Raw genomic sequence first — 12,866 nt, 5'->3', positions numbered from 1 at the left:
ACCTATCTAACTCTTAATAAAAATTTAAGCATGCCTAAATTAGTTTAGCAAAGCTTTTATATTAATAATTTAAAAAAATATGTATTAAGCAATAATTAGTTGACATTTATTGCAAGTTTAGATGATTTTTGTATGGAACAAAAATCAAGTTTATTTCACGTTTATTAAATGATCAATTTAATAATAAAATATGGAGGAAAAAAATTATGGACCCTGTAACATTAGGTGTAGTTGCATTAATGGGTGCAGTTGCTACTATTGGGGGGGCTGCAGAGGACTTAGAATCTGATATTGGTTCTCAAAGTAACCCTAACTCTCAAGTTCAACTTGCTCCACAAATGGGACATTTGCACCGTATGATAAACAAGGCGGCTTCTGGTGAACCAGTCGCTTATGGTGTTTGGTGTGGTGTTGCTGGTGCTATTGCATATATAGTAATATCTTTAGGTTTAATGCCGGTAGTTGCTATTGCAATGGGTGCTTGTGTCGCTGCTTTTGTTCACGCTATTTATACTGTTACATCCCACATGGGAAGAATTGTTGGACAATCACAATTTGAACAACCCTTATTTATGGATGTATTAACTCAATCTTTAGGACCTATTGTAGGTCACGGATTTATAACTAGTTTTTGTATTGTTGGAATTTCTTACTTAATGACCATTCCATTGAATGGTAATGCATTACATGTATTCCCACTACCACTCTTAGCAATGCTTTGGGGTGTTGCTTTAGGTGCTATCGGTTCTTCAACTGGGGATGTACACTATGGTGCTGAAAGTGAGTATCAAAAATTTGAATTTGGTGGAGGTACCCCTGTAGCTATTCAAGGAGATATTGTTACTAAAGCTCCATTAGGTGCTAAAAACTCAATGGATGTAGTAAACTTCTGTGCTAAATTCGGAGGACCATTAACTGGTTTTTGTTTCGGTCTTGTTGTATTCTTTAGTTTCTGGAATACAGTAGTATTTGGAGTATATGGTGGTATTATTGTTGGTGTCATAATCATCATTTTGTTAATTGTTATTGATGATAGATTAGAAGTATTTGCAAGAAACCAATATGGACCATATGAGGAAGATTAAGGAGGTTTCGATTATGGATCCGATTAGTTTAATTTTATTCATCGCAATAGGCGGTATTATGATTGGTGCAGGTGTGCACTTTATTCCTGTAGGAGGTGCTCCTGCAGCTATGGCAACAGCTACTGGTGTAGGTACTGGTACTGCTATGTTAGCTGCTGGTGCTGGTTTAACAGGATTAATTACTGCTGCAACTATGACAGGTGAACCATTTTATATAATAGGTATTGGTGGTGCAATTGGTGCTATGATTATGATGGGTATTACCATGCTCATTGCTAACTTAATTTATGTCTTTGGTATTGGTATTGTACCAGCAGCGTCTAAAGTAAATGTAGACTGGATTACAAAACGTAACCAAGAAAAGTATAAAACTCCTGGTACTGAAGGTCACGGTGTACCTTTAACTTCTTTTATTAGTGGCCTTATCGGAGGACTTCTGGGTGGTTTCGGTGGTGGATTAGTGTACTACGGAATTAACACTGCTGTAAATGAAAGTTCTTTTGTAACTGATCCGACTATAAGTATTGGTTTAGCTGCTATTTTAGGTGTCGGTGTGTTCTTTATTAACTCTGTAATTGCTTCTTATAATATTGGTGGTACTATTGAAGGTATGCACGATCCAAAATTCAAAAGGATTGGAACTGGAGCTCTTGCATGTGCTATCGCATCTGTCGTTGTCGGAATATTTTGTATTATTTTAACTGGAGGTTTATAAATGTCTGCTGGTGGAAGTGCTGACGGTGCAGCTGCAGGTGCTGTAGATTCAATGCACTTGTTAATTTTAGGTATCGTTGGCGGATTACTTTGTATTTACATTTCTGGATTCTTAGGAGATGTAATCGGACCGGTTATTGCAGGTATTGGTGCAGTATTAGCTATTATTTGGGGATCAGATGCTATTCGTAGAGTAGCTAGTTACGGTTTAGGTACTGGTGTGCCATCTATCGGATACATGTCCCTTTCTGTTGGTGTAATTGCTGCTTTATCCGGTATTAGTTTAGCAGCTATCTTAAAAATAAATCTTGTGGGACCTATTGCTGCTTTTGTTATTGCAGTTATTATTGGAGCTGTTATTGCTCTTATTGCAACTAAAATTGTAGGTATGAAAATTCCTATTATGGTTCAGTGTACTATTGAGATTGCAGGTGCTTCAGCTTTATCTATTTTGGGATTTTCTGTTGCTATTGCCGGTAGTTATGAAATGATGGTAATTTATGAACACGTTGTTGCAACTGGTTTTATTGCTGTATTATTTATTATGTGTACTATGGCTATTCAACACCCATTCAATGCATGTTTAGGACCTAATGAAGATCAATTAAGAACTCTTAAATGCGCATGTTCTACTGCATTTTTATCAATGACTCTTACTGGTCTCATGTCTGTTACTACTGGTGGAATCGGTTGGTTCGTTGTATTTGTCGTTGGATTGATTGGTTGGATTATTTCATTCAGATCATTTGTATTAGCTTCATGTAATGATGCAGCATCAACCAAATGGGCTGGTTTATGGCCTAAAGTGGAGAATTAGATTAGGAGGAATCAAATATGGCTCAAATGTTACCTATGGTACAAATTGTACCTGAAATGAATTTTGCATATGACCCAGTTAATGGGGTTATTGGTTCATCTTTAGGTTCAGGAATTGTGCTCCTATCTATGGATGATGTAAATGAACAAATAGCAAAAGTTGAATTAGCTGCTGATGAATTAATGGCTTCATTAGACCCATATACAAGTCCTGTCGGATCTTTCCCTGGAAGAGAAGGTTCTTATGTAACTGCAGGATTATTAACAAATATGGTATATGGATTCTTATTAGCTACATTCATTATCTTTGCTGCATTGCCTATATTAATGAGAATGGGGGTTTTATAGATGGCTGATAAAAAAGCTCCTGCAGATGGTTGGCCGGTTATCAGTGGGGATTACATTGTTGGTGATCCAGAAAGCCCAGTTGCAGTAACCACTTTAGCTTCTCACATTGAAGCTGAACTTTCTGGCGCGGCTATTGCAGGTCCATGTAAAACAGAAAACTTAGGAATTGAAAAAGTTGTTGCGAATATTATCTCAAACCCTAATATCCGTTTTTTAATATTAGCGGGTGCTGAAGTGCAAGGTCACATTACTGGTCAGAGTTTTAAAGCTTTACACTCAAATGGTGCTGACCCTGATAAAAAGAAAATTATTGGTGCAACCGGTGCAATTCCATTCGTAGAAAATGTTCCTCTTGAAGGTGTTGAAAGATTCCAACAACAATTAGAAATTGTTGATTTAATTGACACAGAAGATATTGGAGCAATACAATCAAAAATCAATGAATGTGTAGAAAAAGATCCTGGTGCTTTTGAAGAAGAAGCTATGGTTATTTCCGTTGAAGGAGATGATGCTGAAGAAGAAGAAGGTGAAGCAATTAGAGTTGTTTCTGCTGAAACTGCACTCATTGAAGCAAGAATTAGAGATATTAACACTAAAATCGACATGGTGGGTGCTGTCCAAAGAAATATGGCAGGAAACTATGCTGGTAAAGTTCAGGGCATAATGATTGGATTGGCTTTTACTTTAGTGGTTGGAGTTTTATTCTTGATTTAAGGAGGAGATGAATATGGTACAAATTTCAAATAAACCAAATATAAATGGGATGAAAACTGCAGCTGATGATGCTGAATACAGTTCAAAACTCCTTGCAAGAGAAGGTAAACTTTTTGCAGGTTTACTTGCAACTAGAGTTAAAGGATTTGCTTTAGGTGCTTGCATAGCAATACTTTTAATTGTAATCATTCCTGTAATTGCAAAATTATTAGGGTTCTAAGGGGTGTTATTATGAGTGAAGAAAATTCAATACCTCAAGTCATGGTTTCCACAGATGAAGTTAAAGATATTGTCGAAAGATTAGATGATGCTGAAGAAAAAGTTGATTTCACTGTTGGGGAATATTATCAACGTTTAGGTCAACAAAACGGTAGAGATGTTGGTATTTTATATGGTATTATAATTGGATTAATTATTTTAATTGTAGCTATAAAATTCGGTATAGCTTCAATGTTATCTACCTTAATTTAAGGAGGTTTACTTATGTTTAGATTTGATAAAGAACAACTCGTCGTTGATATTGCTGGTATGAAAATGGGGGGACAACCTGGTGAATACCCTACTGTTTTAGCAGGAACAATCTTCTACGGCGGACACAATATTATTAGTGATGAAAAAGAAGGTATCTTTGATAAAGATGCTGCGGAAGAAAGAATTAAAACAATGGAAGAAATGTCTGATGTAACTGGAAATCCTTGTATTGTACAAACTTTTGGTGCTACTCCAGAAGCGATGGTAAAATACTTAGAATTTGTTGGTGATATTTGTGACAAACCTTTCCTTATAGATTCAACTGCAGCAGCAGCAAAAATTGCAGGTGTAGAATACGTTCAAGAAGTAGGATTATCTGAAAGGGCTGTTTACAACTCTTTAAGTATGGCTGCAGAACCTGGTGAAATTGAAGCAGTTAAAACCTCTGATATTGATGCATCTATCCTTTTAGGTTTCAACCCAATGAACCCTGGTGTTGAAGGCAAACTCCAAATTTGGGAAACTGGTGGTGATGTAATTGATCAAGGTATCCTTGAAATGGCTGAAGAATGCGGCATTACTAAACCGTTCATGGATGTAGCAGTTACTCCATTAGGTCAAGGTGCAGGACCTGCTGTAAGAACTTCTTTCGCGGTTAAATCCAAATGGGGTTATCCGGTAGGGTCTGGTATTCACAACGTTCCATCTGCATGGGACTGGTTAAGAGGATACAAAAAAGAACACAAAGAAGCATGGCCTGTTTGTGATATTGGTTCTAACATTGTTCAACAAATGGCTGGTGGAGACTTTGTTCTCTTCGGACCAATTGAAAATGCAAGACTTGCTTTCCCTGCCTGTGGTATGGCGGATATTATGATTGCTGAAGCAGCAAAAGATATCGGTACCGAACCTGTAGAAGAACACCCAATTAACAATTTATTATAAATAAAATGGGGTCCTGATTAGATGATTAATTTCATCTAATCTTTAATTTTTTTAACTACTTTTCAACTATTTAAAACTTTTTAATAAAATTTATATTGCTATAAAAAGAGATTATTAATTAACTTTATATTTGGAGAGGTTAATTATGTCATTTTTAAGTAAAATTTTTAAGAAGGGGCCTAAGCCTATTATCGCTCATTCAAAAGAGGGTAATTTAGCTACTTTAAAGGCTCAAATGGCAGGTCCTGCAAATCCGGGCACTGTTAAAAAACCAGACACATTTTATGTAACTGCTTCCGTTGAATTGGGTAACACTACTACTAAATCTATTGTGATGGCTACTAATTTAAACACTAGTGAATCTTATTTATTAAATAAAACTGTTAAAATGACTCGTGATATCAGGAAACCTAAACCTTCAGAGGAAGTTTTTGGTAAAACAGTTTGGGGCATTGAACTTTCTAAGGAAGCCGTTACTGATTTGATCAAGGATACTGTTTTAGAATCTCTTAAAAAATGTCAAGTTGATAAAGATGAGGATTTGGATTTTGTTGTAAGGTCAACTGGAGTAACTGCTGGTTTTGCAACTGCTGAAGAAGCAGGTCAGCTTATTATTGCTTTAGCTGATGGCTGTCTTGAAGCAGATATCCCTCCTCGTAAAATGTCTCCTGCAATGAGTATTTCTCAACTTCCAGAAAGATTGCAAAGGCATTCACTTTTAGAAAATGTAATGTTTGATGGGGCTGTTGTAAGTGTTGTGCCTCCTAAAGGAAAAGAAACTGTTGCAAATGAAATGGAGGGAGAGCTTGTTACGGCCGGAATTAAATTGGGTGCAAAATGGACTGATGTTGATTTTAGAAATCCGTGTGTTTCTCTTGATTTCGGTTCTACTTTGGCAGGCCGTATTGTTAATGATAATGAACCTTATGCAAATACCATAGGCAACTTCTTAGGTCTCGCAGGTGTTGTAAGCGACTCTTTAGTAAAGGGCTCTGGCCAAATTGATAAGAAAAATGGAGCTGCTTTAGATTTATACTCTAAAAAGGCGATGAAAAAAGCTAATCATAAAATAGCTGAAGCTAATGCACTTGAAGCTCATAAATTAATTAATATTTCTAAAGTACCGATGGATGTTGATAGATTTGGTACTGTACCTGTAGATCCTGTGGCTGCTGAAAAAGCAGGCACTACTTTAATTGGTTGTGATGTTGGTTTTAATGGGGACAAATTAGATGAACTAATGGAATTGGGTGCACAATTCTATGATAAGGATGGCCTTCCAACTTTACTTTCAACTCTTGATTATGTAAGTACAAATATTGTAAAAAGGGTGCTTGATGTTGCATTTGAAGAAAATGTTATCATTCCAGGTTCTGCATTGGGCATTACTGGAAGAGCAGGTATTACCGGACGTAAACCTGAACTTATTTTAGAAGCGGTTCAAGATAAATTTGAGAGTGTTGTTTTTGTTGAAGATGGCCTTGCTCTTGGATCTGCAATCATGGCTCGTTGTATGAATTCCATGGGAACACCTAAAGTGCCTATTGGAGGTAAACAAGGTGGAAGATGTATTCTTAAAGACCGTATGAAAATGATGGGCGGCAAATTCGCTTAAACATTTGGGTTTTTCATGATTTATGCAATTTTGATGGCTGGAGGTATGGGAACTAGACTGAAAGTTCCGCAGGAAAAACCTATTTTCAAATTACATGATAAACCTTTAATTAAGTATGTACTTGATAATTTGGAATCTTCTAGATTAGTTGACAAAGTTGTTATTGCAGTTAGTCCAAACACCGTTGAAACTACCCAATATTTGAAATCATTAAATGGTGATTTTGAAATTTTGCCTACTTCTGGTGAAGACTATCTTAAAGATTTGTCTTATGTCTTAGATTATTTTGAAAATAAATCTAAAAATGATATTCTACTTTTTATTAATGCTGATTTGCCTTTTATATCAACTGAAACCATTGATCAGGTTTTAGATTACTATCTGAAATCCGATAAAGATGCATTATCTGTTGTTGTTCCTGTTGAGGTTTTTCAGGATTTGGGACTTGATTATTCTTATGAGTTTAATGGTTGCGTTCCGTCTGGATTAAATGTCTTGAGAAGTGAAAATATTCTCCAGGATGAAAATCAGCTAGTTCTTAGAAAAGTCGAATTGGCATTAAACATTAATACCATTCCAGATAGTAAAATTGCAGAAAAATTATATTATGAATATTATATTTAAATATAATGAAGTTTAATAGTTTATATAACTAGAATTATTTTAATCAGGTGATTTAATGGATAATAAACAAATTCCTAAAAGAGAAGAAAAATTATGGAGCGAAATTAAGAACTACCAAGTAGCTACTAACAATGCACGTATCCTTGGCGTATTGGATGAGTTAATCATTAATGAAAAAACTGGTAAAATTGTCGATATTGCTATTAGGATTGAAAATGATCGTAATATCCATGTTAAAGGTGCTAAAAGAAACGGTGACTTGCTATTAGTTCCTTTCGCTAAAGTTGAAAAAGTTGGCGAATTCATTATTGTAACTGAATAATTTCAGTTATCTTCTTTTTTTATTTTTATTTTATAAATTGTGATAACTATTTATATTTAGTAAATTAATAGTTACTATTGTGTAAAACAAATTCATATTTATTCATAAAGGTGATTATATGTTACTTGAAATTGAAAATTTGGCTGTTGAAGTAGCTGGAAAAGAAGTTTTAAAGAACATCAATCTTTCAATTGAGGAAGGGGAAACCCATGTTCTTTTAGGACCTAATGGTGCAGGTAAAAGTACTTTATTTTTAACAATTTTAGGTTTTCCACAGTATGACATTGTTCAGGGTTCTATTAAATTCAAAGGTCAGGATATTACTGATTTGGATACTGCAGATAGAGTAAAACTAGGTATTGGGGTAAGTTTCCAATCTCCACCTTCTATTAGGGGGGTGTCTGTTAGAGATTTAATTAAGATAATTTCTAATCAAGATATAAAAGAGGATTTAAATCCAAGAATGCAAGAATTGGCTGAACAATTAAAATTCAGTGACGAATTTTTAAGTAGGGATGTTAATTATGGGTTCTCAGGAGGGGAAGTAAAGCGTTCCGAAATATTACAATTACTTGCACAAATGCCGGATTTCACAATGTTTGATGAACCTGATTCTGGTGTGGATATTGAAAATGTAGAATTATTAGCTTCAGAAATTAGAACTTTACTTGATAAAGAGAAACCACAAGGTACAAGAAAAAGAAGCGGTCTTTTAATTACTCATTTAGGTTATATTTTAAACTTTGTAAATGCTGATAAAGCCCATGTTTTAATGAATGGTGTTATTGCTTGTTCAGGTAATCCTCTAGAAATTCTCGAAGATATTAGGCAAAATGGTTTTGAAGGATGTGTTGAGTGTGCGCAATGTTTATGAGGATGCTGCAAGGGCAAAAGATAAAAAAGCAGCTATTGGTGTGGATATTAATATTGAAAATTTCACTGAAGAAACAGTTAATGCTATTGATATGATAGATGCATTAGACGATGTTAATAAAAGCACTAAAAATGATTTATTGAAAGTTGGTGTAGATACCGAGGAGGAGAACAGGGCAGGTTCTTATTTCCAGGTGGATCAAAGTAATGTATTTACAAATAATTCCATGTCTAAATCAATCGAACTTATGAACATTGGAATTGCTTTAGAAAAGTATAATTGGTTGGAGGATTATCTCTGGCAAGTTGTAAAACCTGATGCTGATAAATATACTGCAAAAACTGCTTTGGTTGAACAGGAAAAAGGAGTTAATAGCGGATACTTTATTAGATCACTTCCAGGAACCAAAGAGGTCATGCCTGTTCAAGCATGCATGTTTATTAGTGACCAGGATGTTATGCAAACTGTTCATAATGTAATTATTGCTGAAGAAAATTCTGAATTGCATTTAATCACTGGCTGTGCTACTAGTCATGATGTAAGTTCCGCATTGCATATAGGTATTTCTGAAATTTATTTAAAACCTGGGTCTAAAATTACTTTCACCATGGTTCATGATTGGGCTGAGGATGTTGAAGTTAGACCTAGAACTGGTATAAACTTAGCAGATAATTCAACTTATATTAACAACTATATTCTAACAAGTCCTGTTAGAACTATCCAGTCTTATCCTACTGCATACTGTAATGGTGAAAATTCAAGAGCCATTTTCCAAAGTATTCAGGGGGGCAAAAAGAATTCTATTATTGACGTAGGTTCCAGAGCACTTTTAAATGCTAAAGGAGCTCGTGCTGAAGTTATTTCAAGGGCCGTGTCCCAAGATCAATCTCATATTTATTCAAGAGGTCACCTAGCAGGTTTTGTTCCTGATGTTAGAGGACACTTAGAATGCCATGGATTAGTTTTAGATGATGAAAGTTTCATTTATGCGGTTCCTGAGCTTGAAGCCAGTTCTGCAAATCTTGAAATGTCTCATGAAGCTGCGGTTGGTAAAATTTCTGAAGATGAAATTAACTATCTAACTTCCAGAGGTATTACAGAAGAAGATGCTGAATCAATGATTGTTCGAGGATTTTTAAACATGGATATTACTGGCCTTCCTGATGAATTAGCTGAGCAAACTCAAAAAATGATTGATATGAGTGTTGAGGGAATGTAATTTCCCTTTTATTTTCTTTTTTTATCTTAATTTTCTTTTTTTTCAAAATTTTGTTTTATAGTATATAAACTTTTTGACTTTAATTTCTAAGTAACCTTTATATTAATTATTAATATAATATATTAACCAGTACATAATATATTGCTGAGCTAGCTCATTACGTACGCAAAATTGTGTTTTTAAGGTGTACCTAAACGGTATTTCTTAAAAGAATTTTAAAATATTTTAAAAAACTTTAAAATTAGATTTTTGAAAGACATAAGTTTTCATAAAATCGGAAATAAATATTTGTAGAGGAGGAGAAACTCTATGGCTGATGATGTAAAAATTGTAATGTTTTGTTGCAACTGGTGTTCCTATGGAGGAGCAGACACAGCAGGTACTGCACGTATGCAATACCCACCGAATATTAGAGTTATTCGTGTAATGTGTTCTGGAAGAATTGACCCACAATTTGTTTTAAAAGCATTTAAAGAAGGTGCTGACGGTGTATTTGTAGCTGGGTGTCACATGGGTGACTGCCACTATGATGCAGGTAACTACAAATTAGATCGTAGGATGAGATTAATCTATAAATTAGTTGAAGATATGGGAATTGGAAAAGAAAGAGTTCACCATGATTGGATTTCCGCATCTGAAGGTGAAAAATTCTCTGAAGCTGTTAAAATGATGGTTAACAGAATCAAGGAATTAGGTCCAGCTCCATTAAAACAACAATTAGATGCTGAAAGATAAATTGGAGGAATGAATATGGCAGATAAAGTAAAAATAGGAACTATGTGGTTTGGCGGATGTTCCGGTTGCCACTTATCCATTGCGGATTTCCATGAATCCTTAATTGATATTATGGAATTTGCGGATTTCGAATTTTCCCCTGTACTCATGGATACTAAATATGATGAAGTGCCAGAGTTGGATATTATTATCGTAGAAGGTGGAGTAAGAAACGATGAAAACAGAGAATTAGCTGAAATGTTAAATGAAAAAGCTAAAATGGTAATTGCTTACGGAACTTGTTCTTGTTACGGCGGTATTCCAGGTCTTGGAAACTTATGGACTGTAGAAGAATTAGAAGAAGAAGCATACATTAATTCCGTATCCACTGTAAACCCTGAAGGCATTATTCCTAATGAAGATGTACCTCATCTCGAAAGCAGAGTAAGACCTATCAGTGAATCTATGGATATTGATTTAATGATTCCAGGTTGCCCACCTCGTTCTGATGTTGTAGCAGAAGCTATTTTAACATTATTAAGAGGAGAAACCATCGAATTACCTTCAACTAACCTTTGTGAAGTATGTCCTAGAGAAAAACCACCTGCTGGTTTAGCTATGGACTTCATTAAAAGACAATTTGAATTAGGAGCTCCTGAACCTGATTTATGTTTAATTACTCAAGGTTTAGTATGTATGGGTCCTGCTACCGTATCCTTATGTGGTGCAGAATGCCCTGCTATCGGTATCCAATGTAGAGGATGTTACGGTCCTACTGCTAAAGTATTAGATCAAGGAGCTAAAATGATTAGTGCGATTGCATCTGACTATGGTGTACAAGAAGATAAAACTGTTGATCCAGAAACAGTTGCTGATCAGTTAGATGATATTGTAGGTACTTTCTATACTTACACATTGCCTGCTGCTTTAGTACCAATGAAAATGCAGAAAGGAGGAGAATAAAATGGTTAAACTTACTATGGAGCCTGTCACTCGTATTGAAGGACACGCAAAAATTACTGTGCATCTTGACGATGCAGGAAATGTTGAGGAAACAAGATTACATGTTATGGAATTCAGAGGATTCGAAAAATTTTTACAAGGTCGTCCTGTTGAAGAATTAGCAAGAATCGTACCAAGAATCTGTGGTATCTGTGATGTACAACATCATTTAGCAGCTGCAAAAGCAGTTGACCAAATTTTCGGCTTCGATGATAATGAAATCTTACCTGCTGCATACAGAATGAGAGAAATTATGAACTGGGGTTCATACATGCACTCTCACGCACTTCATTTCTACTTCTTAGCTGCACCAGATTTAATTATTCCTGACGGAACTAGAAAAACTAGAAATGTTTTCCAAGTAATTAAAGACATGCCAGAAGTTGCACTTCAAGCAATTAATATCAGAAGAAACGGTTTAGAAATAGTTAGAAAAATAGGAGGCCGTCCTATTCACCCTACATCTTCCACTCCTGGTGGTATTTCTACCGAATTAGATGCTGATACTCAAAAAGAATTACTCGAAAGAGCAAAACAAAACGTGGAATTAGCACAAGCTACTTTAGATTTAGCTATTCCAATTTTCGAAGAAAAAATTGACTTAGTTTCTTCATTAGGTTACTTTGGCGACACTAGACACTGTGGTCTCGTAAAACCTGATGGAACTTGGGACGTATATAATGGTAACGTTAGATTCAGAGATAAAGATGGCAGTGACATGTTCGAATACAAAAATGAAGAATATGTTGACCATGTTGCTGAACATGTAAAACCTTACTCATGGTTAAAGTTCCCATACCTTAAAGAATTGGGATACCCAGAAGGTATTTACAGAGTAGCACCTTTATCCAGAATTAATGTTTGTGATCAAATGCCTAAAGAAGCACCTCTTGCACAAGAAGCTTTCAAACAATTCCATAAAGACTTTGGATATGCTCAAGCACCATTATTATTCAACTATGCTAGGATTATCGAAATTTTAGCATCTGCTGAATGTGCTGCTGCTGCATTAGAAGAAGACTTATCTGGTCAAAAATTCCCAGATGAATTAGAAAGAACTGAAGGTAAAGGTGTAGGTATTGTAGAAGCACCTCGTGGTACTTTGATCCATCATTACGAATCTGATGATAATGGTTTAACCTCTTATGCTAATATTGTAGTAGCTACAATCCAAAACAACCCTGCTATGGAAATGGGTATTCATCAAGTTGCTAAAGACTATATCAAACCTGGTATGGAAGTTGATGATAGTATCTTTAACTTAATGGAAATGGTTATCAGAGCTTACGACCCATGTTTATCATGTGCTACCCACTCAATGGATAGTCAAATGAGATTAGCTGAAGTAGATATTGTAGACAGTGAAGGAAACCTCATTAAAAAATTCTAAGTTTAAGGGGGTT

At 35.2% G+C, this 12,866-nt stretch carries 16 protein-coding genes; all 16 read left to right on the top strand.

Features of this window, described 5'->3' with window-relative positions; genetic code table 11:
• Window positions 1–206: 206 nt before the first annotated feature.
• Window positions 207–1,085: a tetrahydromethanopterin S-methyltransferase subunit E gene (gene mtrE, locus Q9968_RS07280; RefSeq protein WP_305514938.1), complete on the top strand. Its 879-nt coding sequence runs from the start codon at window positions 207–209 to the stop codon at window positions 1,083–1,085.
• Window positions 1,086–1,098: 13 nt separating this feature from the next.
• The gene (gene mtrD, locus Q9968_RS07275) at window positions 1,099–1,800 is read left to right on the top strand and encodes a tetrahydromethanopterin S-methyltransferase subunit D (RefSeq protein WP_305514936.1); all 702 of its coding nucleotides are present in this window, start codon (window positions 1,099–1,101) and stop codon (window positions 1,798–1,800) included.
• Window positions 1,801–2,616 (top strand): tetrahydromethanopterin S-methyltransferase subunit MtrC, encoded by an 816-nt coding sequence (mtrC, locus tag Q9968_RS07270; RefSeq protein WP_305514934.1) that lies wholly within the window; start codon window positions 1,801–1,803, stop codon window positions 2,614–2,616.
• Window positions 2,617–2,633: 17 nt separating this feature from the next.
• Window positions 2,634–2,963, top strand: coding sequence for a tetrahydromethanopterin S-methyltransferase subunit MtrB (gene mtrB, locus Q9968_RS07265; protein WP_305514932.1), 330 nt, complete (start codon window positions 2,634–2,636; stop codon window positions 2,961–2,963).
• On the top strand, window positions 2,964–3,677 hold the full coding sequence (gene mtrA / locus Q9968_RS07260) for a tetrahydromethanopterin S-methyltransferase subunit A (RefSeq protein WP_305514930.1): 714 nt from the start codon (window positions 2,964–2,966) through the stop codon (window positions 3,675–3,677).
• 13 nt (window positions 3,678–3,690) lie between these two features.
• The gene (locus tag Q9968_RS07255) at window positions 3,691–3,897 is read left to right on the top strand and encodes a tetrahydromethanopterin S-methyltransferase subunit F (protein WP_305514928.1); all 207 of its coding nucleotides are present in this window, start codon (window positions 3,691–3,693) and stop codon (window positions 3,895–3,897) included.
• 11 nt (window positions 3,898–3,908) lie between these two features.
• A complete protein-coding gene (gene mtrG, locus Q9968_RS07250; RefSeq protein ID WP_305514926.1) occupies window positions 3,909–4,148 on the top strand; it encodes a tetrahydromethanopterin S-methyltransferase subunit MtrG in 240 nt (79 codons plus the stop codon).
• A 12-nt stretch (window positions 4,149–4,160) separates the two neighbouring features.
• Complete coding sequence (gene mtrH / locus Q9968_RS07245) at window positions 4,161–5,093, top strand: tetrahydromethanopterin S-methyltransferase subunit H (protein ID WP_305514924.1); 933 nt, start codon at window positions 4,161–4,163, stop codon at window positions 5,091–5,093.
• A 145-nt stretch (window positions 5,094–5,238) separates the two neighbouring features.
• A complete protein-coding gene (locus Q9968_RS07240; protein ID WP_305514922.1) occupies window positions 5,239–6,708 on the top strand; it encodes a methanogenesis marker 14 protein in 1,470 nt (489 codons plus the stop codon).
• A 15-nt stretch (window positions 6,709–6,723) separates the two neighbouring features.
• A complete protein-coding gene (locus Q9968_RS07235; RefSeq protein ID WP_305514920.1) occupies window positions 6,724–7,332 on the top strand; it encodes an NTP transferase domain-containing protein in 609 nt (202 codons plus the stop codon).
• 55 nt (window positions 7,333–7,387) lie between these two features.
• Window positions 7,388–7,654, top strand: a complete 267-nt coding sequence (locus Q9968_RS07230; RefSeq protein ID WP_305514918.1) for a PRC-barrel domain-containing protein — start codon at window positions 7,388–7,390, stop codon at window positions 7,652–7,654.
• 118 nt (window positions 7,655–7,772) lie between these two features.
• A complete protein-coding gene (sufC, locus tag Q9968_RS07225; protein WP_305514916.1) occupies window positions 7,773–8,528 on the top strand; it encodes a Fe-S cluster assembly ATPase SufC in 756 nt (251 codons plus the stop codon).
• Window positions 8,488–9,747, top strand: coding sequence for a SufD family Fe-S cluster assembly protein (locus Q9968_RS07220; RefSeq protein WP_305514915.1), 1,260 nt, complete (start codon window positions 8,488–8,490; stop codon window positions 9,745–9,747). The genes sufC and Q9968_RS07220 overlap by 41 nt, the downstream gene beginning before the upstream one ends.
• A 309-nt stretch (window positions 9,748–10,056) precedes the next feature.
• Complete coding sequence (locus tag Q9968_RS07215) at window positions 10,057–10,482, top strand: hydrogenase iron-sulfur subunit (RefSeq protein ID WP_305514913.1); 426 nt, start codon at window positions 10,057–10,059, stop codon at window positions 10,480–10,482.
• A gap of 15 nt (window positions 10,483–10,497) precedes the next feature.
• Window positions 10,498–11,424: a F420-nonreducing hydrogenase gene (locus tag Q9968_RS07210; RefSeq protein WP_305514911.1), complete on the top strand. Its 927-nt coding sequence runs from the start codon at window positions 10,498–10,500 to the stop codon at window positions 11,422–11,424.
• A 1-nt stretch (window position 11,425) separates the two neighbouring features.
• A complete protein-coding gene (locus Q9968_RS07205; RefSeq protein WP_305514909.1) occupies window positions 11,426–12,853 on the top strand; it encodes a Ni/Fe hydrogenase subunit alpha in 1,428 nt (475 codons plus the stop codon).
• Window positions 12,854–12,866 lie beyond the last annotated feature (13 nt).

Source organism: Methanobrevibacter sp. V14 (assembly GCF_963082475.1).
GTDB lineage: Archaea > Methanobacteriota > Methanobacteria > Methanobacteriales > Methanobacteriaceae > Methanocatella.
This window is presented reverse-complemented; position numbering and strand designations above follow the sequence as displayed.